Genomic DNA, 25,717 nt, shown 5'->3' with positions numbered 1-25,717 from the left:
GTCGGCGAGCGGCTGGCGCGTAACGGGGCAGGCGGCGGGCCGTCGCGCGGCGACTGCCGTGCGGTGGCCGTGTCTCGTGCGGCGGCCGTCGTGAGGACCGTGTCTCGTGCGGCGGCCGTCGTGGTGGTGCGCCTCGTCAGCGGCTACAGAGGCTGCTGGCGGTCCGCTCGAGGTCCACGTGGCGTCGGGTGATGAGAACCCTCGTCGCCGTCATGGCGCAAACCCTACTTGTCCTATAGGAGAAGGCAACAGCCGTCCCACATAGCGGCTGCGGCGCCCGGCAACTCCCGTCGGGCGCGGGCTGCGCACGTCACGAGGTGTCCGGCGCACCGTCGCGGTGTGAGGATCCGGTGGTCCTTGGCGTACGCGATCAGGAGGCCGCCGCCGTGAGTTCCGGTTTGTCGATCGTGCTCTTCCCCGTCGCCCTGGGCATCGTCATGCTCGGCCTCGGGCTCACCCTCACCGTGGACGACTTCCGCCGCGTCGTCGCCTACCCCCGGGCCGTGCTCGTCTCCCTGGTCTGCCAGATGCTGATCCTGCCGGCCGTCTGCCTGGGCCTCGTGCTCGCCGCCGACCTGCGCCCGGAGCTGGCCGTCGGGATGATGCTGCTCGCCGCCTCCCCCGGCGGCAGCACCGCCAGCCTCTACAGCCACCTGTTCAAGGGCAACGTCGCGCTCAACGTCACCCTGACGGCCATCAACTCGGTGCTCGCCCTGTTCACCCTGCCCCTGATCGTCAACCTGTCCGTCGCCGCGTTCATGGGCTCGGACAGCTCGCTCGGGCTCCAGTTCGACAAGGTGCTCCAGGTGTTCGCCCTGGTGCTCATCCCGATCGCGGTCGGCATGACCGTGCGCCGGCGCCGTCCCGGGTTCGCCGTCCGCATGCAGCGACCGGTGAAGGTCCTCTCCATCGTGGTCCTCGTCGTGGTGCTCACCGGCGCGGTGATCGGCATCAAGGACGAACTCGCCGCCACCGTGGGCGCGGTCGGCCTCATCGCCCTGCTGTTCAACCTGATCAGCCTGGCCATCGGGTACGCGGCGCCCCGGCTGCTGCGCGTCGGGCACCGGGAGTCCGTCGCGTCCTCGTTCGAGATCGGCATCCACAACGCGACCCTGGCCATCACGATCGCGCTCAGCCCGGCCCTGCTCGACAACAGCGACATCGCCATGCCGTCGGCCATCTACGGCACCCTGATGTTCTTCACCGCCGCCGTCTTCGGCTTCGTCGCCGCACGGCGCGGCAGTGCCGCCGCCGATCCCACGCGACAGCCGACCGCGGCGGCGTGAGCGGCCCGGCTGCCGGGGGTGGAGGACGCCCCCGGCGCCGGGGCGGCACCGGCCGCGATCCGCGCCATTCTCCCCGCCCAGGGGATGGACCGGCGCGTCACCGGCGGTGACCATTGGTAGTTGGTCGAATGCCCTGAGTGGAAGTGCGGTGGTGGGAGGCTACTCCCGCCGCCGCCGTGCCACGACCGGGCCGCGACCGACGACCACGTCACCGCGAGCGAGCGACGGCGGCTGTGGCTGCTGCACCGGCTGATGGCCGAGCGGGACTCGGCGCCGGAGCTGCGCTCCTACGGGCTGCGCCGCTTCCTGCTGGACCAGTACGACCGGGTGATGGAGGTCGAGACCGACATCGAGCTGGCCCTCGCCCGCCGGGTCACCACGACCACCACGGTCGGGGCGGTGATCGGCGGAATCGCCACCGCCGCGGTCTACCTCCTGCTCGGACTGCTGCTCGTCGACGGTCGGATCCCGCTCGCGGCGGCGGCGACCTGCGTGGTCGCGGTGCAGGCCGCGCAGCGCTCGCTGGCCGTCACCACCTTCCAGGTCGACCGCGTCTACACCGAGGGTCAGCACTTCGGCGACTACACCGGGTTCATGACCCGCGCCGCCGCCTACCTGCCCGACCCGGCCGTGGGCAGCGCGGGCGCCGCCCCCGGTCCGCTGCGCGAGCTGACCGTGCGGGAGGCCAGCCTGCGCTACCCCGACCGGGACACGCCCGCCGTCGACGGCGTGACGCTGACGATCACGGCGGGGCAGACGGTGGCGTTCGTGGGCGAGAACGGCTCGGGCAAGACCACCCTCGCCGCGATGATCGCCACCCTGCGCGCTCCCACCGACGGCGTCATCTGCTGGAACGGGCGGCCCCTGCCCGAGTGGGACCTCGACGGGCTGCGGGCCCGCATCGCGGTGGTCACGCAGGAGTACCACAAGTGGCCCTTCACGGCCGCGACGAACATCGCCATCGGCGACGCCGAGAGCGAGGCCCGGCAGGACCGGATCGAGGCCGCCGCCGCCCGTGCCGTCGCGCACGAGATGATCCAGGACCTCCCCGACGGGTACGAGACGCTGCTCGACCGGACGTTCGCCAAGGGCCAGGACCTCTCCGGCGGCCAGTGGCAGCGCATCACCGCCGCCCGCGGCTTCCTCCGCGACGCCGAACTGCTGATCATGGACGAACCGTCCTCCGCCCTCGACCCGCGCGCCGAGGACGCCCTGTTCCAGGCCATCCGGGACCGGCGGGGTCGGGCGACCACCATCCTCATCACCCATCGGCTGGCCAACGTCCGGCACGCCGACCGGATCTTCGTCCTGCACGACGGCGCGCTGGTCGAGGCCGGCAGTCACGCCCAACTCGTCGCCGCCGGCGGCCGGTACGCCGAACTGTTCGCCCTCCAGGCCGCCGGTTACCACGACGACCACGCCCCCGCGCCACGGCAGCGCTGACCCGCTGCGGCCGGAGGACGGCACGCCCCACCGGCAGCCCTTCTCGCCGGTGCCGTCGTTCGGAGCCCACCCCGCTACGGCCCGGCCCCCGGACGACGTCCGGGGGCCGGGGGCCAACGCGTCGGGTCAGTGGATGATGACGGGCGTCTTCGCCTGTCCCTCCTGCTGGCCGTCGAGCAGGTGCGACGGCTCCCGCCGGCGAGGCAGGAACGCCACCGGGACGAACGTGACCAGCACCAGCGCGAACGCGACCCAGAACGTGGTGGCGAAGGAGCTGGCGGCGAAGTCGAGGCCGCGCTGGATGAGCGACGGCTCGACCGGGAACTGCCCGGCCAGCTCCGGCTGCTGCTGGACGGCGATGGCGAGGCCGGCCTCCGTCACCGGCTCCCCGCTCGGGTCGGTCGCTCCGGGGATCGGCCGGGAGCCGTTCAGCTCGTTGGTGAGGATCACCGACATCATGGCGGCGCCGACGGACCCGCCGATCTGCTGGAGGATGTTGACCAGCGTGGAGCCACGGGCCACCTCGTGGGCCTTCAGGGTCTTCAGCGCCGAGGTCATGATCGGCATCATGGTGCCGCCCATGCCCAGGCCCATGATGAACAGCGACCCGCAGAGCAGGACGTACGAGGTCTGCGGGTCGACCTGGGTGAAGGTGAAGAACCCGATGGCGATGAGTGCCAGCGCGAACGGCACGGTACGGCCGACGGGGACCCGGTCGGCCAGCATCCCGGCCACCGGCATGGTCACCATCGCGCCGATGCCCTGCGGCGCCATCAGCAGGCCGGCGGCCAGCGTCGTCTCGCCGCGGATCTGCAGGAAGTAGCTCGGGAACAGCAGGCCGGCGCCCATGAACGCGATGATGAACACGAACATGGTCACCGCCGCGACGGTGAGGTTGCGGTTGGCGAACAGCCGCAGGTCGAGCAGGGGGTGCAGGGTCCGGAAGGAGTAGAGGACGAAGGCCACGAGGAGCACGCCGCCCACCAGCATGGGCACCCACACCTCGGTGTCGGCGAACGTGCCGGTCTCGGGCAGCGTGGAGACGCCGTAGAGGAAGAGGGCGAGACCCGGCGAGAGCATCAGCATGCCGAGGAAGTCGAACGACTCGGAGGGCTCGGGGGCGTCCTTCGGCAGTGCCAGGGCGGCGTAGACGAGCGCCACGGCGCCGATCGGCAGGTTGATCAGGAAGATCCAGTGCCAGCTCGCGACGTCGATCAGCCAGCCGCCGAGGATCGGCCCTCCGATGGGACCGAGCAGCATCGGGATGCCCAGGACGGCCATCAGCCGGCCGATCCGGTGCGGCCCGGCCGCCCGGGTCATGATCGTCATGCCCAGCGGCAGGAGCATGCCGCCGCCGAGGCCCTGGAGCACGCGGTAGCCGATCAGCTGCCCGATCGTGTCGGCGTTGGCGCACAGCCCCGACCCGATCGTGAACAGCGCGATGGCGATCATGTAGAGCCGCTTGGTGCCGAACCGGTCGGCGGCCCAGCCGCTGAGCGGGATCACCGTGGCCAGCGCCAGCGTGTAGGCGGTCATCGTCCAGGCGACCTCGGCGTACGACGCGTCGAACTCGCGCTGGAAGGTCGGCAGGGCGACGGTGACGACCGTCACGTCGAGGATCGACATGATCGCGCCGAGGACGACGACCCCGGCCACCTTGAGCACCGAGGCGTCGAGTTTGTCCGAGGTCGCGATGGATTGCTGTGTCACTGATTCTCCTGGGTCCCCGTGGTGGCCGGCGCGAGCCGTGCCTCGGCCTGTCGCGTACCGGCAGTGTCCGTCGGCAGACTAACGAGCGGCACCGACGATCGGCGTATGATTTCCGACCGCCGGAGTGTGGGCGACGCCACGCCGGCGAGCGGGTCGACCGCCGGTGTGGGCGTTCTCCCCGCGTGCGGGCCCGGGCCCGTGGGCCCCGCCGCCTCCGGTCAACCCGCCTTGGGCACGGCGCGGGCGATGATCGCGGCGAAGTCGACGCCGCGGGGCAGCGTGCCGTACGCCTGGCCGTGGTCGCCGCCGAGCCGGGAGGCGCAGAAGGCGTCGGCGACGGCGGGGTGACCGTGCCGCACCAGCAGCGAGCCCTGCAGGACCAGGGCGAGCCGCTCGACGACCCGGCGGGCCCGCAGCTCGACGTCGTCGTGGTCGGACAGGTCGGCCTGCACCCGGCGTACGGCGGCGTCGAGTCGGGCGTCGGCTCCGGCGGCGGCGGTCACCTCGGCCCGGAACGCCTCCATGACCTGGGGTTCCCTGGTGAGGGCGCGCAGCACGTCCAGCGCGGCGACGTTGCCGGAGCCCTCCCAGATCGAGTTCAGCGGGGACTCGCGGAACAGCCTCGGCATGCCCGACTCCTCGACGTAGCCGTTGCCGCCCAGGCATTCGAGGGCCTCGGCGGCGTGTGCCGGCCAGCGCTTGCAGACCCAGTACTTGCCGACGGCGAGGGCGAGCCGTTTGAACGCGGTCTCGCCGGCGTCGCCGCGCGCGGACCGGTCGGTGGCCCCGGCGAGGCGCATCATCAGGACGGTGGCGGCCTCGGACTCGACCGCGAGGTCGGCGAGCACGTTGCGCATCAGGGGCGCCTCGACGAGGTACCGGCCGAAGGCCTGCCGGTGGGCGGCGTGGTGGGCGGCGGTGATCACGCCCTGGCGCATCCCGGCCGCCGCGCCGATGACGCAGTCGAGGCGGGTCAGGTTGACCATGTCGATGATGGTGCGCACGCCACGGCCCTCGTCGCCGACCCGCCAGGCGACCGCGTGCTCGTACTCGACCTCGGCCGAGGCGTTGGAGCGGTTGCCGAGCTTGTCCTTGAGGCGCATCAGCCGCATCGGGTTGCGCGTGCCGTCCGGCAGGACGCGCGGGACGAGGAAGCAGGTGAGCCCGCCCGGCGCCTGGGCGAGGGTGAGGAAGACGTCGCACATCGGCGCCGAGGTGAACCACTTGTGCCCGAGGAGCCGGTAGGTGCCGTCCGGCTCGGGGCGGGCGGTGGTGGTGTTGGCGCGTACGTCCGAGCCGCCCTGCTTCTCCGTCATCGACATGCCGGCCAGCAGTCCCCGCTTGGCCAGCGGCGGGCGCAGCCCGAAGTCGTACGACGTGGCGGTGAGCAGCGGCTCGTACCGCGCGGCCAGCTCCGGGGCGTGCCGCAGCGCCGGCACGGCGGCGTAGGTCATCGAGATCGGGCAGCCGTGCCCGGCGTCGGGACGCCAGGTGTAGAACTTGGCCGCGCGGGCCACGTGCGCGCCCGGCCGGTCGTCCGCCCACGGCGCCGCGTGCAGGCCGTGCGTGACGGCGGTCCGCATCAGCTCGTGCCAGGCGGGGTGGAACTCCACCTCGTCGACGCGGTTGCCGTGCCGGTCGTGGGTGCGCAGGACCGGCGGGTGCTCGTTGGCCAGCCGCCCGTGCTCGATCGCCTGCTCGTCGCCGCCGAGCCGGCCGAGCTCGTGCAGCTCGGCGGCGGCCCAGCCGGCGCCCTCGCGGTGGAGCGCGTCGAGCAGTGCCGGATCGTCGGCCGCGTCGTGACCGACCAGCGGCGGAACCTGGTTGAGGACCTCGTGCGTCGTCACGGCGACACTCCCAGCGCGCGATGGAGGAACGTGATCAGGTTTTCGATGGTGCGCGGCCCGGCGACCCCGGCCGCCAGGGGGCCGACCATCGCCTCGGCCAGGGCGCCGACCAGCGCGGTGGCGGTCAACTCGGGATCCTGCGGGGGAAGCTCGCCGTTCGCGACACCCTCCGCGACGTGGCCGGCGATCAGCTCGGCGTACGCGCGGCGGAAGACGAGCCGCTCGGCGTCGACCGCCGGGTCGGCCGGCTCGGCGAGCAGGGCGTACGCCAACCGTGGCGACCGCAGCGCCCGGCCGGAGAACGTCTCGATGACGGCGGTGACCCGCTCGGCGACGGTGCTCTCCAGCGCCGCCGCGCGTGCCACCGCGTCCACCTCGCGCTGCGAGGCCGTGCGGAACACCTCGGCGACCAGGTCGGCCTTGGTGGGGAAGTGCCGGTAGACGCTGCCGGTCGCCATCCCGGCCCGCTCGGCGACGGCGGCGACCGAGCAGCCGGCGTACCCGTGCTCGGCCATGATCTCCAGCGCGGCGGCGATGATCCGCTCCCGGGACGCGCTCAGCCGAGCCCTCACGCGATCGGTGCTCCGGTAGACCACGCAAGGATTGAACCATCATTCAATCCTTGCCGGCAAGGGCGCCGCCGCAGGCGCTCCGGCCGGCGGACGACCCGCCCGCGACGCGGTCTAGGATCCTTCTCTCCGGCAGGCGTACGCCCCCGGAGTCCTTGAAGGCGATCCCGCCGTGACCCCTGACCTCACCGACGTGAACCGCCGCCTGGACGCGGCGCTGGCGGGCGTGGCCGCCAGCTTCCGGGGCATGACCGCCCACCGGCGGGAGACCAACTGTGAGTGCCACTGGGGCAGCGCCGAGGAGCTGGCGCTACTCAAGACCCCGGACGCGCCGCTCGACGAGGACCTGCTCCGCCGCACGTACTGGACCACGGACTGGCGCTACCCGGGACCGCTGCTGCGCCGCATCCTGCCCCCGGTGACCAGACGCCTCGTGGCGGGTGAGGTGGATGTCGTCTGCGGGATGGACCCCCTGTCCCGCCTGTTCGTCAGGGGTCGCTGGCTGGACCGGCCCGCCGCGCAACGCGACGTGGTACGGGAGTTCCTGGACGCCTGGTGGCAGCACACCCTGATGGACCCCGAGGCGAAGGTCCCCGCCCACGAGGCCCTGGCCTTCGTCGCCGAGGTCACCGGTCAGCTCGCCCCGTGGCTGAACACCTGGGCGCAGCTGCTGGCCGGCCCGACGGCGCGGCGGCGGCTGGGCGCGGCGGCCGACGAGTGGATGTTCGACCTGCTCAGCGAACGCCTGCCCTGGTCGAGCTGGCGCGACGAGGAGGACACGCCGTGCCTCGCACTGTCGATGTGGGTGCTACGGCACGCGCCGCCCGTGCTGCGGGAGCACGACGCGTCCGGCGAACTGAGCGACGTCGTACGGCGGCTCGCCCTCCCCCACGCCGACCGATGGGACGAGCGCGGCTAGGGCACGGCCGCCACGCGGAACTGCCACGAACGGCGACAGGGGCACCCCCGTCTCCGGGAGGTGCCCCTGTCGCGGCGGCCGGTACGCGGCCCGATGAGCTGCGGTCAGCAGCCCTGCCGCCGGCTGTAGATCTGGTGGCGTTGGCCCGCCCACCCGATGTAGCCGACCGCCTCGACGCAGTAGGACGCCGTGCCGGTGACGCCGACCGGGCCGGCGTGGTAGCTGAAGTCACCGGAGTCGGTGTCCGCGCTACCCGAGCGGGTGCAGTGCGCGCCCTCACCGGAACGCTCGGCGCAGCGGTAGATCTGCACGAAGGTCGGTGCCGACTTCCCGTAGGCCGCGCCGCGGTGGTAGAAGCACGCGCTGTTGGTGCCCCCGCTGCTGCTGTTGTAGTAGATCACCAGTTCGCCGAGGCCCGACGACTGCACCTGGCTGTAGATGATCGTGCCCGAGCAGGAGCCGGCAGCCTGAGCGGCGGGTGCGCCGATCGTCATGACCGACGCGGCGGTCACCAGTGCCATCAGGGCCGAGAACACTCTCTTCATGGTCACCAATCCACAGTCGACTGTCTTCCGATGTGGATCATGATCGCACGACGCGTCCCCGGCGCCCCGGCCGCAGGCGCGCGGACACCCGCGCTTGCCGCGGCCGGCGTCACGGGGCGTGGCGCCACCAGGGGCTTGCGACGACGAGTTCCTCGAGGTCACGGACGTTCTCGGCAACCGTCTGCGCGGGGGTGTCCGGGCGTTGGAGCGCGACGCGGAGGTCCGCGGCGAGGTAGCTCGCCTCGCGCACCTCGCACTCCCGGCGCAGGGTGGTCGGGGACGTCGCCGTCGCGTCGGCGACGACGTCGAGGACGGCCTCCATGTGCGGGCCGCTGAACCGGACCAGGAAGAACCAGTCGTCCATCGGTTCGCCGAAGCGCGCCCACTCGAAGTCCAGCAGCGCGGTCACACCGCGATCGCGAGCGAGCCAGTTCCCCCAGTGGCAGTCCGCGTGGACCGGGACGTCCGCGCGTGCCTGCGACGGGGCGCCCTCCGCTATCGCCGTCAGGCCGTCGAGCACCGGGCGGGGGACGATGCCGTCCCGGTCCAGGGCGGCGATCTGTCCCACCTCGGCGACGAGCGCGGCCCGGCTGACGAACCCGCCGTGGTCGAGCGTCTCCCCCAGCGTCTGCCGGGCGGGGGCCGCAGGCGTCCAGTTGTGCAGTACGTGCAGCCGCTGGACCGCCTCCTCCGCCAGCTGGCACGCGGTCGCCTCGTCGACGCCGGGCATGTCCATGCCGGGGGTCGCCCCCGGCGCGCGGGCGTAGCAGGCGTAGCGGACCTCGCGGGTCTCCAGCTCGTAGAGCCCGCTGTCGAGCAGCGGCGCCGTGATGCCGGCGGGCAGGTGGGGCGCGAGGGCGATCTCCCGGTCCAGTCGCGAGTGGCGGCCGGCGTCGATGACCTTCACGACGACATCCGCGCCCAGGTAGACGTGGTGCGAAAGGCTGTCAGCGACGGTCATGGGGCCGGGGTCTCGGCCCAGGACCGCCGAGGCGACCGCGTGAGCCACGGCAGAGGCCTGTCGCGGGTCGATCATCGGCGGTCGCAAGGCGGGGAGGCCGTCGTCCTGGCGGGATTCATCCGGGTGTCCGATCGTGAGGGCCGGTCGCGAGCACCCTATCCCCGTACGGCGATCGGTGGTGTCCACCTTCGAGGCGCACGGCGGCGGCACGGTCTCGACGACCGGCGGCCAGCCCGGTCACGCCCCCGGAGGGTGGCCACGACGGCGACCGTGGGCTCACCAGTCGAGCCGGTACCGCCGCTCCGGACGACCGCTGCCCGGGTGCGGTGCGGCCTCGCCGCACGGCAGCCAGCCGGCGCTCTCGTACAGTCGCACCGCTCTCGGGTTGTCCAGGTAGACGCCCAGCTCGGCGCCGTCGAAACCCGCGCCCGCCAGGTGGTTGGGCGCGGCCCTCAGCAGGTGCCGGCCGACGCCCCGGCCCCAGCTGTCGGGCGCGACCCCGAGGTACCGGATCTCGGCGGTCGACCCGTCCGTCGGCACGGGCTCGACGGCGGCGAACCCGACGACCCGATCCGCGTCGAGAGCGACGAGCAGGAACGACCGGGGTGTGCTGCCGACCACCGCCTCGATCAGGGGCCGGGCGAGGCGCAGCGGCGCGATCTCGGTGTCGCCGTCGCGGGCCGCGGTCGCCGCCGCCCAGATCCTGGCGGCCTCGTCGATGTGCCGTTCGTCGGTGGTCGGGCGCACCCGCACGTCGCTCATCGGCACAGTCTGGCGACGCCACGTCCCGGTGGCGACCGGGTTTGTCGCCGGCCGGCCGGCGGTGCGCGCGGAGGCCGCCCCGCCGCGCGGGCAGGGGGCGGCGCACGGCCGGCCGGAGCGCGGTCGCCGCGGGCGCCCGCCGGTCGGGTGGCCGAGCCGACGCCGGCCGCGGTGCCGCGTCACCGGTCGCGGGGTGACGGTACGAGCTTCCAGGCGACCACGCCGGCGGCGACCAGTAGGCCCGCCGCGATCAGCGAGGTCGTCTGCATGGCGTGGACGAAGGCGTCCCGGGCGGCGGCCAGGATCTCGGCGCCCTGCTGCCCGGTGCCGGTCAGGGCCCGGTCGGCGGTGGCCAGTGACTCGTGCACCGCGTCGCCGGTCGGGCCGGGCAGGGGCGACAGGTCGGGCAGGGCCGACCGGTAGAGGACGGTGTGCAGGGTGCCGAGCAGCGCGATGCCCAAGGCGACGCCGAACTCGTACGCCATCTCGGAGATGGCCGAGGCGGAGCCGGCCCGGTCCTTCGGCACCGCGGAGAGCACCGCGTCGGTGGCGGCGGTGAAGGCGAGGCCGACGCCCAGGCCGATGACGACCAGGCCCAGCGCCAGCGGTGCGTAGCCCGCGTGGCCCTCGCCGACCGCGAGGACGACCATGCCGGCGCCCGCGGTCAGCAGCGCGGCGCCGAGGGCACGTCCGACGCCGAGGCGGTTGAGCGCGGCGGCGGCGATGGCGACGACCGCGATGGACGCCAGGGTCAGCGGCAGTTCCCGGAGGCCCGCCTGGAGCGGGGAGTAGCCGCGGACGAGTTGCAGGTACTGGGAGAAGAAGAACAGCAGGCCGCTGAAGGCGAAGATGGCGATCAGGCTGGCGACGACGGTGCCGGTGAAGACCGGACGGGCGAACAGCGTGATGTCCACGAGCGGGGCGGGCAGGCGACGCTGGCGGCGCACGAACAGCACCCCGCCGACGAGGCCGGCTGCGGCCGCGCTGACGCCGGCCAGGTCGACGCCGGCCTTGGCGGCGTGCTTGACGGCCCAGACCAGTGCCACGATCGCCGCCACCGACAGCAGAGCGCTGAGCAGGTCGAACCGCCCGGGACGCGGGTCGCGCGACTCGGGCACCAGGGCGGCGACGCTGACGAGCACCAGCAGCATGACCGGAACGTTGATCACGAAGACTGAGCCCCACCAGTAGTGCTCCAGCAGGGCACCACCGACCAGGGGGCCCAGTGCCGCGCCGCCGGAGGCGCCGGCCGACCAGACGGCGATGGCGTGGGTGCGCTGACGCGCGTCGGTGAAGATGTTCCGGACGATCGACAGCGTCGAGGGCATGAGCGTCGCGCCCGCCACGCCGAGCAGGACCCGGGCGGCGATCAGCCAGCCGGCGCTGGGGGCGAAGGCCGCCAGCAGCGACGCGGCGCCGAAGCCGGTGACGCCGATCAGCAGCAGCCGCCTGCGCCCGATGCGGTCGGCCAGGGTGCCCATGCTGATCAGCAGGCCGGCCAGGGCGAAGGAGTAGGCGTCGCCGATCCACAGCAGTTGCGTGGCCGTGGGCTGCAACTCGGCGACCAGCGCGGGGACGGCCAGCGCCAGCACGGTGCCGTCGACGGCCAGCAGAGTGACGGCCAGGGTCAACGCGGACAGGGCGGCCCACTGCCGCAGCCCGGCGGGGCCGGCGCCGGCGGTGGCGGGGTCAGGGGCCAGATCCGCGTCGCTCACGCCGCCCACGCTACGGACCATATGGTCGGCTGTGCAAGCCGCTTGGTCGGTTAAGGTGGTGATGCGCCCGACACCCCCGCCGGCACGGCCGGCCCAGGAACGAAAGGACACGGGCATGCCGCCTCGCGAGCGTGACACCGCCAGGACCCGCCGGGCGGTGCTGGATGCTGCCGCCCGTGCCGTCGTCGTACACGGCGCGGGGGTCAGTCTGGACCTCATCGCCCGCACCGCCGGGGTTTCCAAGGGCGGGCTGCTGCACCACTTCCGCAGCCGGGAACAGCTGCTGCTGGAGCTGGCCCGCGACCTGGCGGAGCAGTTCACCGCCGCCGTGCACGCCGCCGTCGATCCGCGCGACCACGCCCGGGGCCGGCTGGTACGCGGCTACGTCAGGGCCACTCTCGACGGGCTGGGCGACGGGTCGACCGTTCCGGAGCACGTCATCCTGGCCGCCTCGCTGGCCGGCGTACCGGGCGTGGCCGAGTTCCTGCAGGAGGACGACCGGCGCTGGACCGAGGCCCTGGACGCCGACGGGCTGGACCCCGACCGCGCGCGGCTGATCACACTCGCCGCGGACGGAGCCGCCGTGGCCAGCCTCTACGGGGGCGGCAGGGACCCGCAGGACACGCGCCGCCTACGCGACCTGCTCATCCGGCTGTCCCGCAGCGAGGGTCCGCTCGTCGACCCGGGCTGAGCAGCTGCATGGTCTGGTCCGCGACCTCGGCGGTGACGGGGCCGCCGGGGTCGAGGCCCAGGCTCCGGGTGAGGTCACCGAGGTGCAGGCGGGTGGCGGCCTCCAGGAGAAGCGCGTACGTGTCGGTCGCGGAGCGCAGGCGTACGCCGGCGACGATTGCCAGCACGAGGGCCGCGAGTGCGGCCGGCCACCACCACACCGTCAGGGACAGGTAGAGCACGGACCAGGCGCCGAGCACCGTGGCCCGGGTGACGTTCTGCCGAGCGGCCGTGATTTCCGTACGGGTCGTCTCCGGCAGGGTCAGCCAGAGGTACGGCCACACCAGCGCCAGGTCGACGCGCAGATCGCGGTCGAGCCGTGTGGCGACGGCGTGGATGCGGTCGCCCAGAGCCGTGGGACGGCCCGGTCGTTCCGCCGAGATGCGCGTCATCCGTCGCCATGCGTCGCTTCGCGGCGCCGGATCCGGGTGCTCGCCCTGACCACGCTGCCGGGCGGCCTCGGTCCGCCGTTCCAGGTAGACGCGGGCTGCCGCCTCCCACCGCCGTTGCCGCCGCCGCACCGCCCACTGCGCCAGGCGCCGAACGGGAGTCGGCCAGTCGTGCCAGTCGGCCGCGAGCACGACCCGCTCGATGCCGGAGCCCACGGCCTGCGCGATGGCGCCCACGACGGCCGCACCGGCCAGAGTCGCCAGCAGCAGCGCGATCTGGGCGCCCGCGCCGTCCACGGAAGCCACGGCCGTGATGTGCTCGACGAGCAGGCCCACGGCGAACGGGTGCGCGTGCCCCAGCGTGTGCGCGGCCCCCGCCACCGCCAGATAGAGGGCACCGGGCAGCACCAGCAGGGAAAGCCACCGCTCCGCCAACTGCTTGGCCAGCTCGCTGAAGAGGCCACCCACGTCAGAGACGGTCCCTGCGCAGGGCGCTGCCGTGCAGTCCGCAGCGGGGCGGGTCGGAGTCGCCCTGCGGCAGCCAGTAACGGGAGCAGACGTCGGCCGGGCACAGGTAGACGACCTCGTCCGCGGCGGGGATCGAGCGGCGTGGCACGCCGGTCGGGTGGAGTCCGCGTTCGGTCGCGCCGTGGACGCCGAGTGCGTCACCGGCGCGCTGTAGCGTGGTGTGCAGGCGGTCCAGCTTGTGCGCCACGTCAGCGCCGGCCCGGACCTCGTCCAGCAGTGCGGCCGCACCCGGCACCGTGCGGATCTCGTCCGCGTGGGCGCAGACGTACGCGAGTGTGTCCCGAATCGATGGCACCTTGTCGTCACGCTGACTCATGATGTCCACGTTCTTCAGTATCGTGGGGGTGTCCACCGTGGGGAGATGGTCATGTTCGGTTGGCGCCGGCAGGGCCGAAGACAGCGGGAACGCAAGGAGCAGGAAGGCGGGCAGCAGGCATCGGAACCGGTGCTGGACCTGATCCGTAACGAACTGGTTCCGCTGCTTCCGCCGCCGGGTGACCCGGGCCGCGCGAACGCGCTTATGAACCTCGGCGCCAACCTGCTGATGGCGGGATACGAGCAGACCCGCAGTCCGGCGATCCTGGACGAGGCGATCGGGTACTGCCGGCAGGGCGTCGCCGCCACCCCGGTCGGCGACCGGCGCCGGGCCTCGCACCTCGAACACCTGACGATCCTGCTGGGCCGGCGATACGAGGCCACCAGGAACACCGCCGACCTCGACGAGGCGATTGAGACCTGCCGGGCGGCGCTGGAGGCGGCACGAACGTCTCCCGGCTTCAATGCGGCCAACTGCCAGGCCGCCCTCGGCGACCTGCTGGGTTGGCGCTACGCCGCCGGCGGAGATCCCGCCGACCTCGAGCACGTCATCGCCGCCTACCGGCGCGCCGTGCAGCTCACGGACGCCAAGCTTCCCTCCCGTGCGGCGATGGTGCGCCGCCTCGACGCGGCCCTGGCCGTTCAGCGCGAGACGCCGGTGGATCCCGCGGCGAGGGCCGGGGACGCGGCCGGAGCACGGTTCACCGAGACCGGCAGCATCGCCGACCTCGACCGGGCCGTCGCCGCCTACCGCCGAGTCCTCGATGCCACCCCGCCGGGCGATCCGCAGCGGGCCACCCGCCTCCAGACGCTGGCCCGGACGCTCGCCATCCGGGCCAGCGTCAACGGCAGCAGTCAGGATCTCGATGAGGCGATCAAGCACTTTCGTGAGGCCGTCGGCATCGCGTCCGCCCGCCGCAAGGCAGAGCTGAAGGGCGACCTCGGACGCGTCCTCACCGACCGGTACGTTCGCGTCGACCGCCGCGCCGACCTGGACGAGGCCGTCACGCTGCTGACCGGCGCGGCCGACGCCAGGACGCCGGAGCGCACGACGCACCTGATCGACCTGGCCCGTACGTGGAGAATGCGGTTCCTCGCCGCCGGTGACCGCGCCGACCTCAACCGCAGCGTCGCCACCGGCCGTGAGGCCGTGGCCCTGGACCCGGACGACCCGATGACGCAGGCCGCCCTCGGCAACGCCCTGATGCTCCGCTTCGGCTATGTCGGCGCGATCGCCGACCTCGACGCCGCGATCGACGCCCTCCGCGTCGCAGTCGACACCGGGCCGCCCGACCATCCGAGCCGGGGCAGCTTCTTCAGCGATCTGGGCACGGCGCTTCAGCTCCGATACCAGCGCACGAGTGACCCGGCCGACCTCGACGCGTCGATTGCGGCCTTCCGCACCGGGATCGACGGGTGGCACCCCGGCCAGCCCGCCCGCAACGAGGCACTGGCCTTCTACGGCAACAGCCTCCGCCTCCGGTCCGAGTTGACCGGAGACCTGGCGGACGTCGATCAGGGCATCGACGCCTGCCGGACGGCCCTGGCGATCCCGGACGACGACCCCAACCGACACGTCATCGGCATGCTGCTGGGGTTGCTGCTGAAGGCGCGCTACGCCCGTACCGGGAACCTGTCCGATCTGGACGAGGCGGTCGCGGCCTCCCGCGTCGATCTCGGCGGCGGCCCCGACCTGGGGCCGCGCCTCACCGCTCTCGGCAACCTCCTGGGCTCCCGGTACGCGCGCACCCGGGACGAGGCCGACCTCACCGAAGCGATGGTCTACTTCCTCAGGGCGACGACGCTGGCGACCGCCGCACCCACCTGGCGCATCCAAGCCGCCCGCACCGCCGCCACGATCGTTGCTCCCAGCGCCCCGGGCCAGGCCGCCCGGCTGCTCGAGACCGCGGTGCACCTGCTGCCCGAACTCGCCGCGGCGCGGTTCACCCGCGACGACCACTACCACGCGCTGGGTGCCTTCAGCGGCCTCGCCTCGGACGCGGCGGCCCTCACGCTGGACGATCCCGAGCGCGATCCGGCCACCAGGGCACGGGACGCGCTGCGGCTGCTGGAGGAAGGCCGGGCCGTGCTGCTCAGCCAGGCGCTGAACACCCGGGACGACCTCACCGACCTGCGCGTGGCCCAGCCCGCCCTCGCCGCGCGCTACGAGAAACTGCGCGACCGGCTGGACGAACCGGCCGTGTCGCCGGAACTGCTGGCCCTGCTCGGCGGCACGCGGCAGGCCGACGACCGGCACGACCTGGCCGACGAGTTCGCCGCCGTCCTCACCCAGATCCGCGCCAAGGACGGATTCGCCCGCTTCGGCCTGCCGCCCGCGATCGAGGATCTGCTCGACCGGGGACCGGTCGCCGTCTGCAACATCACCTCCTACCGCAGTGACGCCCTACTGGTCGGTTCCGCAGGCGTCACCTGCGTGCCACTGACCCGGATGACCCGTGACGACCTGATCGATCGCGTCGCCGACTTCCACGCGTCGCTCGCCGAGGCACGGGCGGGCCGCACCATCGCCGATCGCCAGCAGGCGCAGCGCCGGCTGACCTCGACCCTGGAATGGCTGTGGGACAGCGTCGCCGAGCCGATCCTCCTGGCGCTCGGACATCACCGCAGCCTGGACGACGAATGGCCGCGCCTGTGGTGGGCGCCGGGCGGCCTCCTCGGTCTGCTCCCGCTGCACGCGGCCGGCCACCACCACGACGGTTCAGGGCGGACCGTGCTGGATCGCGTGGTCTCCTCGTACACACCGACCCTGCGCGCGCTGCACCGCCCGCTACGAGTCGGTCCACAACGCGCACTGGCCGTCGCGGACCCGGGCCTGCCTCACGCGGAGGCCGAGGTGTCCACTCTGCGCGAGCACCTGCCCGGCGTGGTGACCGTTCCCGCCGTCAGGAAGGACGTCCTCGCGAAGCTCGCGTCCTACCGGATCGCCCATTTCGCCTGCCACGGCCACAGCGACCCCGTCGACCCGTCCCGCAGCCACCTGCGGCTCGACGTACCGCTCAGCGTGGCCGATCTGCATGCCGTCCGCCTGGACGACGCCGACCTGGCCTACCTGTCGGCCTGCCGTACCGCTGCCATCGACGTCGCCGACCTCGCCGACGAGGCGATCCACCTGACCTCGGCCTTCCAGCTGGCCGGCTTCACCCAGGTCATCGGCACGCTGTGGGAGATCCAGGACGAGATCGCGGCGAAGGTCTCCGCCGACTTCTACCGGGCCCTCGGTCAGGTGGGCGCGGCCCGTGCCCTGCACGTGACCGTACGCGGACTCCGCGACCGGTTCCCGCACACCCCCTCGCTGTGGGCGGCCCATCTCCACGCCGGTGCCGGGCGTTGACGCCTGAAGCATCTCCGGCGCCAGCTTCCGGCCGGCGGTGACGACGCCCGCGAGACGGCCGGTGGCGGGTCGCACTCGCGGCGCAGGGGTGGGTGTGGCCGGTGGGGCACTTGGTGCCGCCGCCGAAGCCTTCGCCGTCGGGCCAGGTGGCCTTTGCTGCGCTGCGGTCTCCGCCGAAGGGGATGTGGCGGCGGGTGGTGGCATGGGCCGTGGCGGCGGCTGGTGCCGTGGTGTCCACCGGGGTGGCCACGGCTCCGTCGCGCGGCGCCTTGCCGCTTCGCTACGCCCGTCTGATGTCGAGACGGTCGGACGATCCCGGTTCGGGTCCGGCACGATGGGGCTGGTGTGTGAGCTGAGCCGATACCGGCGGGTGACCCTGGCCAGGAAGTAGGAGGAAACGAGATGCAGGCCGACCAGAAGGTCCGGCATCGACGGGCCGACGTCAACGGCCTGGGGGTGTTCTTCCGCGAGGCCGGGCGCCCCGGCCAGCCGACGGTACTGCTGCTGCACGGGTTCCCCAGCTCGTCGCACACATTCCGCGAGATCATGCCCGCAGTCGCCGAGGTGGCGCACGTGGTCGCACCCGATCTGCCCGGCTTCGGCATGTCTTCGTCGCCAACCACCGGCGACTACGACTACACCTTCGAGAACCTCTCGCGGACGATCGAGACCCTGCTCGACCAGCTTGGGATCGAGCGCTTCTTCGTCTACCTGCACGACTTCGGGGCACCAGTCGGATACCACCTGGCCACCCGGGCCCCGGCTCGCATCCGCGGTCTGATCGTGCAGAGTGGCAACGCGCACGAGGACGGCCTCGGCGAGCAGTGGGACAGCGCCCGGGCCTACTGGGCCGATCCGACCGACGAGAAGCGCGCCGGACTGCCGGACTGGTTGAACTTCGCCGGCACCCGCGACCAGTACCTGGCCGGGCTGCCCGAGCACCTGCGCACCCTGCATGCTCCCGAGTCGTGGCACCTCGATTGGGAGCGCATGAGTCGACCCGGCAACATCGACGCGCAGTTCGCGCTGTTCACCGACTACGCCAACCACGTCGCCCGCTTCGATGAGCTCGCCGAATACCACCGCGCCCACCAGCCGCCAGCGCTCGTGCTGTGGGGACGGCACGACCCGTACTTCGACGTGGACGAGGTCATCGCCTACCACCGCGCCCTCGACCGCATGGACGCGCACATCTACGACGGCGGGCACCTCCTACTGGAGACACACGCGGCCGAGTGCGCCGAGCTCATGCGGGCGTTCGTGCTCGACAACGCTTGAGCTGATCCACCGCTTCACGCCTACGGCGTCGGATCAGATCCCTGACGACTGCGCCTCCGAGGATCGCCGATGGCCGCGCCGGACTCCGGATCCAGGCTTCAGTGATACTGCCGCCGGATCGTCGGGTGATCGGGGTGAGGCCGTTGGTCGGTGCGGGTCGTTTCGGGGCTCTTCACAGACCAGGGTGTAGTCGTGGCCTGAAGCCGCCGGTCTCGAGCAAGGACCTGGCGATGTAGTTGGTGATGTTGCGGAATCCGAGCGCGGAGCCGCGGAGGTGTTCGAGCCGTCCGTTGATCCCTCGGTCGGGCCGTTGGATGTGCCGGGCCGGTCGAAGTAGGCCAGCACGTCGTCGGCACGCTTCTTCAACGTCCGGCCCAGCGTGATGACCTCGCTCAGCGCGGCCGGGACGCCGGCGCTGACCGAATCGATCAGCGCGGTCATCAACACGCGGCCACGAGCTCGGTCGGGCTCTCGGTAGGCCGCGATCATCCGCTGGTAGATCCCCCAGGTCGCCTCGACCTGCACATGGTCATCGACCGCGAACAGCGCCCGCAGACGACTGCGCTGCTTGTCGGTGAGGAGGTCGGCGCCGGTGTGCAGGGTCCGCCGCGCCGAGTAGAGCGGGTCGCCCTTCATGCCGCGGTGACCGTGGATGGCTTGCTGGACCCTGCGTCGGCACCGGTCGAGCGCGTCGCCGGCCAAGCGGACCACGTGGAAGGGATCCATCACCGCGACCGCGTCAGGGAGCTCTTCGGTGGTGGCGGTCTTGAAGCCGCTGACCCCGTCCATCGCGACGACCTCGACCGCGTCACGCCAGGCGTCGGTGCGGGCGACCAGCCAGGTCTTGAACACTTGCTTGGAGCGGCCCTCGACCATGTCGAGGAGCCGTGCTGGGCCCGTCTTGTCGCGGATCGGGGTGAGGTCGATGATGACCGTGACGTACTTGTCACCACGGCTGGTGTGGCGCCAGACGTGCTCATCGACGCCGACGACCCGGACGGCGTCGAACCGTGCCGGGTCGTCGATCAGGACCCGCTTGTCCTCGGCGAGGACTGCGTCGTTGGCGGTGTTCCACGCGACGCCGAGACCTTCGGCGACCCGGGCGACGGTGAGGTGTCCGACCACAATCCCTTCGAGTGCCCACCGCAGCCCGCGCCGTGACAACTTCGACCGGGGCTCGGCCACCTGGGAGGTGTCCTGGTGCCAGACATGCCCGCAGCCACCGCATCGGTAGCGGCGGATCGTGACCAGCAGCGTCGTGGGCCGCCAGCCGAGCGGCTCGTGGACAAGTTGCCTGGTGACCGTGTCCCGGGGGGTCCCTTCGCAGCCGCAGCGGCGGCACCATTGGTCGGGTTCGAGGACCCGGCACGCGAGGACCGCGCGGTCGGGCTCGAGGCGTTGCCCGGTGACGACGAGGCCGAGCTCGTCGAGTCTGCAGAAGGTCGTTAGATCTGGTGGGCGAACGCGTGCGAGCGGTCGCCGGCGGTAGCGTCGGACACGTGGCGGTTCTTTCAGGATGAGCGTGTAGGAGACTTTCCCTCTGGAAACCTCGACATCCATCTGGGACCGCCGCGCCAGCTACACCCTCATCTGGCGATGAGCTGCCCTAGCCGCGACTACACCCCAGTCCCTGGGAGTAGGTCATCTGTCGAGGGATCCGCGATCACGGCCGATGGCGGAAGCTGATGCGCATCAGCCGACTGTCAGCCCAGTCTTCGAGCCGAGTCGGCCGGATGGTGCCGGGGTCGTGGGGCTGATTGAGATCCGCGACGATCTCCGCCAGCACGGCCTGACGTTCAGCTGGGTCGGTGACAGGCGTGGCCCGTGCAGGCAGATCTGCGCGGATCCCGTTCTTGAGGTGGAAGGTGAAGTTGGGATTGGCGAGAAGGTTCGCATGCCAGTCGGTCGCGGCACCGCCGGCGCCGCTACACAGGTAGGTGGTGCCCGCAGCTCGGTAGAAGAAGATCTCGATACGGCGTGGCCGGCCGGTGCGGCGCCCCAGCGTCGTGATGTCGATGATCCGTTCGCTGGTGCCTGCGGCGGGTGTGATCTCGATGGCTCGCCGGATGTGATCGGGCAGGTGCGACAAAGACGCGTCACGTGCGGAGTCGTTCCATCCGGTCGTGTCTGGACTGCTCATGCGGTCTCGGTCTGAAGGGCGGGCCCGAGGAGGAGTCCACCGTCGATGACGTACTCCGACCCCGTGATGAACGACGCGTCTGATGACGTGAGGAACAGGAGAAGCCGGGTGACGTCGGTCGGCTCTCCAAGTCGGGGGATGGCGAACGGCTCGGGTGAGTAGAAGTCGGCGATTGCCGCGGTGGCGCCGGCTGCTGGTTCTTGGATGAAGGGGGTCGCGATCACGCCGGGGTGGATGGTGTTCACGCGGATGTGGTCCCGGCCGAGTTCGAGCGCTGCCGTTCGGGTAAGGCCTCGCACGGCCCACTTGCTGGCGACGTACGGCGCGTAGTGCGCCGTGCCGCCCAAGCCCATCGTCGAGGCGATGTTGACGATTACTCCCCCTGTTGCGCGGCGCAGAGCGGGGGCGGCGACCTTGATGCCGAGGAAGGTCCCTGTGAGGTTGATGTCGAGGATGCGCGACCACGTGGCCTGGTCCGTGTTCTCAATCGGCGCCGGCGGGTTCTGGACGCCCGCGTTGTTGACGAGCACGTTCAGGGCGCCGAAGGCGCTCTCGGCGGCTAGCACAGCGGCGGACCACGAACTCTCGTCGGTGACGTCGAGGCGGGTGAAGTGAGCGCGGGTCCCGAGTTCGTCGGCGAGAGCGGCGCCGCGTTCGGTGTCGATGTCGCCGATCACCACGTTCGCTCCCTCCGCGTGAAAGGCGCGCACGTGGCTCGATCCCTGGCCACCGGTCCCACCGGTCACGAGCACGGTCTGGTTGTCGAAGCGGTTCATCAGATGTTCCTTCGGTACGTGGGTGACTGACCGGGATCATCGGCGATGAACGGCCGGCCGATGGCGAGCCGAGCGACTCACCACTGCGTTGACACTAGGTTGGCGGCAGTGGCGAGTCAAGCCACTCACCTCGTATGCTCAGTCCATGAGCAGGGTCGTACCGACGTACCACCAGCGCGTCGCCCAGGAAAAGCGCGCGCTGATCGTGACGGCCGCGACCGCACTGTTCCTCGAGTTGGGCTACGACCGGACATCGCTGGCGCGGATCGCAGAGCGCTCGGGTGTCTCGCGGGCCACCTTGTTCAAGCAATTTCCGAGCAAGGCTGCCCTGTTCGACGCCATCGTCACCGAGTCCTGGTCAACCGCTGACGAGGAGGATCCTCCGCCGGCAGGCAACGTCGTTGACGGGCTCAGCGCCATCGGTCGCCGTTACGCCGAGCTGCTAGGCCGTGCCCAGATGACCGACCTGTTCCGGATCGTCATCGCCGAGCTGCCGCGGTTCCCGGAGCTGGCCCATGCGCAGTTCTCGCACGGGAAGATGCCCTACTTCGAGTCCGTACGCAGCTACCTCCTGGCTGAGCACGAGGCGGGAACGGTGCGGGTCGAGGACGTGGACCTCGCAGCCACCCAGTTCCTGGGCATGATCTCCAACTACGTCTTCTGGCCAACACTCCTAGTGCCGGGCTGGGAGGTGAGCGCCGAACGCGTCGCTCAGGTAGTCGACGAGGCCGTCCGCACCATCGCCGCCCGGTACGCCGCGACTGGACCAGGGGCGTCCACCAACGACTGAGTCCCGCCGCCACTAAAGGAGCTGATGCCTAGCAATCGAGGCCGTCGGCACCAAGGGCGTTCGCGGGGCATCCCGGGGCGGACACCGAAGGAGGGAGTGTCGATGTGTTGACCCACCTCGATCAGCCTGGCATCAGCACGGCCCGACAAGAGGTCTCAGCAGCGGGCCCAAACGTGCAAGGCTGCCCTCTCGGGGTGGAGACTCCCGACGGCAGCAAGAGGGGTGACCCAAGACCCGCAAGCCCAGCCCCCGCAGCTACACCCTCATCTGTGCAGAGCCCGTTTCGGCGGCGACCCCGCGTTACTCCGTGGCGGGCTTCCGGCCCGCAGCGCAGGATGACCTGGTGACACCGCCCGGGATGGTTCTGTCCGATCTTCGTGAAGCATGGGGTCCCGCGCTGGCCGGCAGGCTCCTGGGCCTGTACGTGCACGGCTCGCTGGTAGCCGGCGAGCCGGCGGCAGGTGGGCGCACATGATCATGAGGACGCCGATCACGACGAGTGCGGAGGCCTGGCCTTCTGCGGGTAGATCGTCTCGTGACGGGCCAGCATCGCGACGAACTCGCCGATCTTCCGCTCGCGGGTCTGCGCCCGTTTGACGGCGTTGACGCGGTGGATGAGGGCGAACCGGTTGGTCTTGGTGAGTACGTCGAACATGGCCTGGGCGGCAGGGTCGGCAGCGATGGCGGCGAGGAGGTCGGCCGGCACCTCGGCTTCCGACGGCGGGGCGTAGGCGGCTGCCCACCGCCCGTCCGCCTTTGCGGCTTCCACCGCGGCGCGGCCCGAGGGCTGCATCCGCCCCTGCGCCTCCAGCCGGGCCACGTGGGCGACGTTGCGTTGTGACCAGGAACTGCGGGGCCGGCGAGGGGTGAACCGGATCCAGGAGGTCTCCTGATCCCGTTTACGGGCCTGCCCGTCGATCCAGCCGAAACACAGGGCCTCGTCGACCGCCTGCTGCCAGGTCAGCGTCGTGACCGTGCCGCCCTTCCTGCTCAGGGCGAGCCAGACGCCGGGCGACGTGGCGTAATTGGCCGACAACCACGCGCGCAGCGCGTCGGCGTCCGCGACGATCAACTCATCCAGTTCAGCGCTCGCCATGACGGCAGGCTATCGCTGCGCCGTGGCCGCAGCCTCTGCCCATGGGACGCTCCGGCTCGTCGGGCTGCCGGCGCGCAGGTCGTTCGCCGGTCCGGGCCTGAGGCGGACGCCAGCCCACGCCTACCATCGCTGATTATGATCTCGACCGTGTGGCGGCTGCTCACCCGCCAGATCGACACCAACCTGGCGCAGGACGACACCGTGCTGCGCGAGGCATGCACGCAGGCGCGGTACGGCTCCGACATCGAACCGGCCCGGAAGGCTCTGGCCACCACCCGAGGTGACTACGACCGTCGGGCACGCTACGTCCGCGTGCTGGCCGAATCGACCGCTGGCGGGCTGGGATCCCGGGTCGACCGTACGACCGGTCGGGTCGACACCGCAGCCGCCTGGACCGACCGCTGGGCAGCGCGCTCGCCCAGCGATCCGGACGCCCAGCTCGTACGGGCTCGTTCCCTGATGGCACGAGCCTGGGAGGTGCGCGGCGGGGACTGGGCCGCCAGCGTCCGTCCAGAGCAGTGGACCGAGTTCAACCGCCTGCTGCAACTGGCCCGGCAGGTGAACGACCTGGCGATGCGGCTCGCGCCCGAGGACCCCACGCCGTGGGTGAGCCGGCTGGACCTCATGATCGACCAGAGTGCGCCACCGGAGGACGTCGAGGAGACGTGGCGTGAGCTGACCCGGCGCGACCCCCGGCACCACCAGGGGCACATCCTCAAGCTGACCTACCACTGCAGGAAGTGGAGCGGCTCGCACGAGGCGATGTTCGGCTTCGCCCGGTCGGTCGCCGAAGCGGCGCCCGCGGGCTCGCCGCTGCACGTGCTGCCGGTGCGGGCCGCCGCCGAGTGGGCCCTGTGGGAGCAGGAGCGCGCATCCCAGGGCGGCACGGGCGATGAGATCGGCCAGCGGTGGCGGCAGGATCCGGTCATGCAGTCCGACCTCGACAACGCGCTGTCCCGGTGGTTCCACCAGCCGGCCACCCGGCACGCCGACTGGCTCAACGACGCGAACTTCCTGGCGTACGGGCTGGCGCGCACCGGCCGCGACGCCGACGCCGCGCCGGTCTTCGCGTCGATCGGCCGGTACATGACCAGCGTGCCGTGGTCCTGGTGGGACCGCGTACGCGGCGACACCGCCTTCCTCCGAGCCCGCCGCCGCGCCCGCCGCGCTGCCTGACCCCCGGCGACACCGCCCTGGCTACGTCAGTTCACCCCGCTGATCCGGGGCAGCTGCCGCCGTCGCGGTCGATTCCCGCGGGCGAGCATCCCCGCGTCCGACGGTTCGCCGCTGGAGACGGCCGGCCGCCGCGCCAGCCGGGCCGGGCCGCCGGCACGGCAGCCAGCTGCGCGAACGCCGACGGCCGCCGTGCGAGTCGCCGCCCGCCAGCCGCCGGCAGCGAAGCGCTTGCTCCTCACGCGACGTCATGCCACATAGTCGGGGGCGTGGAGGAGCACCTGACCGTGGGGCGTGTGGCGGAACTGGCCGGCGTCAGCGTCCGCACCCTGCATCACTACGACGAGATCGGCCTCCTGGAGCCGTCCACGCGGACCGCAGCCGGGCACCGGGCCTACTCCCCGCGCGATGTGGAGCGGCTGCGGGAGGTGCTCGCCTACCGGCGGCTCGGCTTCGGATTGCGGGAGATCGCGGATCTGGTCGACGATCCGGCCACCGACGCGGTCGCGCACCTGTGCCGGCTGCGCGGCCTGCTGATGGACCAGCGCGACCGCGCTGCCGCCATGGTGACGGCCATAGACAGGGAACTGGAGGCACGGGCGATGGGGATCAGGACGACCCCGGAGGAGCAGCTGAAGGTGTTCGGCGCACAGTTGTACGACGCCATCGGATCTGCCTACCCAGCGACGCGGCGCACCGAGCCGCGGATCGCCGCACGCATCTGGGATGCGCTGGGGGACGCACGAACGGTGCTGAACGTCGGGGCCGGCACCGGCTCCTACGAACCACCCGACCGGGACGTGACGGCGGTGGAACCGTCGGCGGTCATGCGGGCGCAGCGTCCCGTGGGCGCGGCGCCGTGCGTGGCCGCCCATGCGGAGAACCTGCCGTTCGAGGACCAGTCCTTCGACGCCGCGATGGCCGTCAGCACCGTCCACCACTGGCCGGACCCCGTCGCCGGGCTGCGTGAGATGCGGCGGGTGGCCCGCCGCGTGGTGGTTTTCACGTACGACGCCGACGACACCGGCTGGCGTGAACGGTTCTGGCTCACCCGCGACTACCTGCCCGAATTCGCGGACCTTCTCGTCGGCTGGCCCTCACTGGCCGACCTGACCGGCGCGATCGGAGGACGCGCGGAGCCGTTGCTCGTCCCGTGGGACTGCGCCGACGGCTTCTTCGAGGCGCACTGGCGCCGGCCCGAGGCATACCTGGACGAACGTGTCCGCCGCGCGGTCTCGGTATGGACCAGAGTCGGACCGCAGGCTGAGCAACGGGCCGTCAGCACTCTCCGCGAAGACCTCGCCTCAGGCCGGTGGGCCGAGCGAAACCGCGACCTCGTCGCCCTCGACACGGCAGAGCTCGGCCTCCGCCTGCTCGTAGCCTGAACCGCCGTG

At 72.0% G+C, this 25,717-nt stretch carries 21 protein-coding genes and 2 pseudogenes; 9 read left to right on the top strand and 14 right to left on the bottom strand.

Annotation, left to right across the window (positions count from 1 at the left end):
* Positions 1 to 136 precede the first annotated feature (136 nt).
* Positions 137 to 214, bottom strand: coding sequence for a putative leader peptide (locus tag AB0883_RS02655; protein WP_366640248.1), 78 nt, complete (start codon positions 212 to 214; stop codon positions 137 to 139).
* Between the two features lie 172 nt (positions 215 to 386).
* On the opposite strand from AB0883_RS02655, the gene AB0883_RS02650 reads away from it, so the two are divergent.
* Positions 387 to 1,286, top strand: coding sequence for a bile acid:sodium symporter family protein (locus AB0883_RS02650; RefSeq protein ID WP_366638864.1), 900 nt, complete (start codon positions 387 to 389; stop codon positions 1,284 to 1,286).
* A 222-nt stretch (positions 1,287 to 1,508) separates the two neighbouring features.
* A pseudogene (locus tag AB0883_RS02645) lies at positions 1,509 to 2,729 on the top strand (ABC transporter ATP-binding protein); the annotation flags it as partial.
* A 126-nt stretch (positions 2,730 to 2,855) separates the two neighbouring features.
* On the opposite strand, the gene AB0883_RS02640 reads toward AB0883_RS02645, so the two are convergent.
* The 3 genes from AB0883_RS02640 to AB0883_RS02630 form a co-directional block, all read right to left on the bottom strand.
* Entirely contained in the window at positions 2,856 to 4,439 is a 1,584-nt protein-coding gene (locus tag AB0883_RS02640; RefSeq protein ID WP_366638862.1) for a DHA2 family efflux MFS transporter permease subunit, read from the bottom strand.
* A gap of 218 nt (positions 4,440 to 4,657) precedes the next feature.
* Positions 4,658 to 6,286 carry an isovaleryl-CoA dehydrogenase gene (locus AB0883_RS02635; RefSeq protein ID WP_366638860.1) on the bottom strand — a complete coding sequence of 543 codons (1,629 nt, stop codon included), beginning with the start codon at positions 6,284 to 6,286 and terminating at the stop codon, positions 4,658 to 4,660.
* Positions 6,283 to 6,858 (bottom strand): TetR/AcrR family transcriptional regulator, encoded by a 576-nt coding sequence (locus AB0883_RS02630; RefSeq protein WP_366638859.1) that lies wholly within the window; start codon positions 6,856 to 6,858, stop codon positions 6,283 to 6,285. Before AB0883_RS02630 ends, AB0883_RS02635 begins: the two co-directional genes overlap by 4 nt.
* Positions 6,859 to 7,027: 169 nt before the next feature.
* Between AB0883_RS02630 and AB0883_RS02625 the strand changes: the two genes are divergently transcribed.
* On the top strand, positions 7,028 to 7,774 hold the full coding sequence (locus AB0883_RS02625; protein WP_366638858.1) for a hypothetical protein: 747 nt from the start codon (positions 7,028 to 7,030) through the stop codon (positions 7,772 to 7,774).
* Between the two features lie 104 nt (positions 7,775 to 7,878).
* Here the strand turns inward: AB0883_RS02625 and AB0883_RS02620 are convergent, their stop codons facing one another.
* From AB0883_RS02620 to AB0883_RS02605, 4 genes are all read right to left on the bottom strand, one after another.
* On the bottom strand, positions 7,879 to 8,319 hold the full coding sequence (locus AB0883_RS02620) for a hypothetical protein (RefSeq protein ID WP_366640246.1): 441 nt from the start codon (positions 8,317 to 8,319) through the stop codon (positions 7,879 to 7,881).
* 109 nt (positions 8,320 to 8,428) lie between these two features.
* On the bottom strand, positions 8,429 to 9,280 hold the full coding sequence (locus tag AB0883_RS02615; protein ID WP_366638856.1) for a hypothetical protein: 852 nt from the start codon (positions 9,278 to 9,280) through the stop codon (positions 8,429 to 8,431).
* A 276-nt stretch (positions 9,281 to 9,556) separates the two neighbouring features.
* The gene (locus tag AB0883_RS02610; RefSeq protein WP_366638855.1) at positions 9,557 to 10,042 is read right to left on the bottom strand and encodes a GNAT family N-acetyltransferase; all 486 of its coding nucleotides are present in this window, start codon (positions 10,040 to 10,042) and stop codon (positions 9,557 to 9,559) included.
* A gap of 179 nt (positions 10,043 to 10,221) precedes the next feature.
* Positions 10,222 to 11,757 carry an MFS transporter gene (locus AB0883_RS02605; protein ID WP_366638853.1) on the bottom strand — a complete coding sequence of 512 codons (1,536 nt, stop codon included), beginning with the start codon at positions 11,755 to 11,757 and terminating at the stop codon, positions 10,222 to 10,224.
* Between the two features lie 115 nt (positions 11,758 to 11,872).
* Between AB0883_RS02605 and AB0883_RS02600 the strand changes: the two genes are divergently transcribed.
* A complete protein-coding gene (locus tag AB0883_RS02600) occupies positions 11,873 to 12,448 on the top strand; it encodes a TetR/AcrR family transcriptional regulator (RefSeq protein WP_366638851.1) in 576 nt (191 codons plus the stop codon).
* Here AB0883_RS02600 and AB0883_RS02595 read toward each other — a convergent pair.
* Together AB0883_RS02595 and AB0883_RS02590 are read right to left on the bottom strand one after the other, a co-directional pair.
* Positions 12,402 to 13,343 (bottom strand): hypothetical protein, encoded by a 942-nt coding sequence (locus tag AB0883_RS02595; RefSeq protein WP_366638850.1) that lies wholly within the window; start codon positions 13,341 to 13,343, stop codon positions 12,402 to 12,404. The genes AB0883_RS02600 and AB0883_RS02595 overlap by 47 nt on opposite strands.
* A 1-nt stretch (position 13,344) precedes the next feature.
* Positions 13,345 to 13,719 carry a hypothetical protein gene (locus AB0883_RS02590; RefSeq protein WP_366638848.1) on the bottom strand — a complete coding sequence of 125 codons (375 nt, stop codon included), beginning with the start codon at positions 13,717 to 13,719 and terminating at the stop codon, positions 13,345 to 13,347.
* 45 nt (positions 13,720 to 13,764) lie between these two features.
* Here AB0883_RS02590 and AB0883_RS02585 point away from each other — a divergent pair, with 45 nt between their 5' ends.
* On the top strand, positions 13,765 to 17,070 hold the full coding sequence (locus AB0883_RS02585; protein ID WP_366638846.1) for a CHAT domain-containing protein: 3,306 nt from the start codon (positions 13,765 to 13,767) through the stop codon (positions 17,068 to 17,070).
* A gap of 402 nt (positions 17,071 to 17,472) precedes the next feature.
* On the top strand, positions 17,473 to 18,348 hold the full coding sequence (locus tag AB0883_RS02580; RefSeq protein WP_366638845.1) for an alpha/beta hydrolase: 876 nt from the start codon (positions 17,473 to 17,475) through the stop codon (positions 18,346 to 18,348).
* 172 nt (positions 18,349 to 18,520) lie between these two features.
* Here AB0883_RS02580 and AB0883_RS02575 read toward each other — a convergent pair.
* The 3 genes and pseudogenes from AB0883_RS02575 to AB0883_RS02565 form a co-directional block, all read right to left on the bottom strand.
* Positions 18,521 to 19,847: pseudogene (locus AB0883_RS02575) on the bottom strand (ISL3 family transposase).
* Positions 19,848 to 20,011: 164 nt separating this feature from the next.
* Positions 20,012 to 20,488, bottom strand: a complete 477-nt coding sequence (locus AB0883_RS02570; RefSeq protein ID WP_364221283.1) for a nitroreductase/quinone reductase family protein — start codon at positions 20,486 to 20,488, stop codon at positions 20,012 to 20,014.
* Entirely contained in the window at positions 20,485 to 21,264 is a 780-nt protein-coding gene (locus AB0883_RS02565) for a glucose 1-dehydrogenase (protein WP_366638843.1), read from the bottom strand. The genes AB0883_RS02570 and AB0883_RS02565 overlap by 4 nt, the downstream gene beginning before the upstream one ends.
* 145 nt (positions 21,265 to 21,409) lie before the next feature.
* Here AB0883_RS02565 and AB0883_RS02560 point away from each other — a divergent pair, with 145 nt between their 5' ends.
* Entirely contained in the window at positions 21,410 to 22,054 is a 645-nt protein-coding gene (locus tag AB0883_RS02560) for a TetR/AcrR family transcriptional regulator (RefSeq protein ID WP_366638841.1), read from the top strand.
* Positions 22,055 to 22,544: 490 nt separating this feature from the next.
* On the opposite strand, the gene AB0883_RS02555 is transcribed toward AB0883_RS02560, so the two are convergent.
* On the bottom strand, positions 22,545 to 23,150 hold the full coding sequence (locus tag AB0883_RS02555) for a YdeI/OmpD-associated family protein (RefSeq protein ID WP_366638839.1): 606 nt from the start codon (positions 23,148 to 23,150) through the stop codon (positions 22,545 to 22,547).
* Between the two features lie 135 nt (positions 23,151 to 23,285).
* Here AB0883_RS02555 and AB0883_RS02550 point away from each other — a divergent pair, with 135 nt between their 5' ends.
* Entirely contained in the window at positions 23,286 to 24,326 is a 1,041-nt protein-coding gene (locus tag AB0883_RS02550; RefSeq protein ID WP_366638837.1) for a DUF4034 domain-containing protein, read from the top strand.
* A gap of 266 nt (positions 24,327 to 24,592) precedes the next feature.
* Positions 24,593 to 25,708 carry a MerR family transcriptional regulator gene (locus AB0883_RS02545; RefSeq protein WP_366638836.1) on the top strand — a complete coding sequence of 372 codons (1,116 nt, stop codon included), beginning with the start codon at positions 24,593 to 24,595 and terminating at the stop codon, positions 25,706 to 25,708.
* Positions 25,709 to 25,717 lie beyond the last annotated feature (9 nt).

It is taken from the genome of Micromonospora sp. NPDC047812 (genome assembly GCF_040704175.1).
GTDB lineage: Bacteria > Actinomycetota > Actinomycetes > Mycobacteriales > Micromonosporaceae > Micromonospora.
Note: the sequence above shows the minus strand (reverse complement) of the source record. Positions and strands in the feature narration are given on the sequence as shown.

Excerpts from the sequence above, each read along its gene's own strand:
- AB0883_RS02655 (WP_366640248.1), bottom strand. The coding sequence starts at position 214 with ATGACGGCGACGAGGGTTCTCATCACCCGACGCCACGTGGACCTCGAG.
- AB0883_RS02620 (WP_366640246.1), bottom strand. The coding sequence starts at position 8,319 with ATGAAGAGAGTGTTCTCGGCCCTGATGGCACTGGTGACCGCCGCGTCG.
- AB0883_RS02615 (WP_366638856.1), bottom strand. The coding sequence starts at position 9,280 with ATGACCGTCGCTGACAGCCTTTCGCACCACGTCTACCTGGGCGCGGAT.
- AB0883_RS02610 (WP_366638855.1), bottom strand. The coding sequence starts at position 10,042 with ATGAGCGACGTGCGGGTGCGCCCGACCACCGACGAACGGCACATCGAC.
- AB0883_RS02600 (WP_366638851.1), top strand. The coding sequence starts at position 11,873 with ATGCCGCCTCGCGAGCGTGACACCGCCAGGACCCGCCGGGCGGTGCTG.
- AB0883_RS02590 (WP_366638848.1), bottom strand. The coding sequence starts at position 13,719 with ATGAGTCAGCGTGACGACAAGGTGCCATCGATTCGGGACACACTCGCG.
- AB0883_RS02585 (WP_366638846.1), top strand. The coding sequence starts at position 13,765 with ATGGTCATGTTCGGTTGGCGCCGGCAGGGCCGAAGACAGCGGGAACGC.
- AB0883_RS02580 (WP_366638845.1), top strand. The coding sequence starts at position 17,473 with ATGCAGGCCGACCAGAAGGTCCGGCATCGACGGGCCGACGTCAACGGC.
- AB0883_RS02570 (WP_364221283.1), bottom strand. The coding sequence starts at position 20,488 with ATGAGCAGTCCAGACACGACCGGATGGAACGACTCCGCACGTGACGCG.
- AB0883_RS02565 (WP_366638843.1), bottom strand. The coding sequence starts at position 21,264 with ATGAACCGCTTCGACAACCAGACCGTGCTCGTGACCGGTGGGACCGGT.
- AB0883_RS02560 (WP_366638841.1), top strand. The coding sequence starts at position 21,410 with ATGAGCAGGGTCGTACCGACGTACCACCAGCGCGTCGCCCAGGAAAAG.
- AB0883_RS02555 (WP_366638839.1), bottom strand. The coding sequence starts at position 23,150 with ATGGCGAGCGCTGAACTGGATGAGTTGATCGTCGCGGACGCCGACGCG.
- AB0883_RS02550 (WP_366638837.1), top strand. The coding sequence starts at position 23,286 with ATGATCTCGACCGTGTGGCGGCTGCTCACCCGCCAGATCGACACCAAC.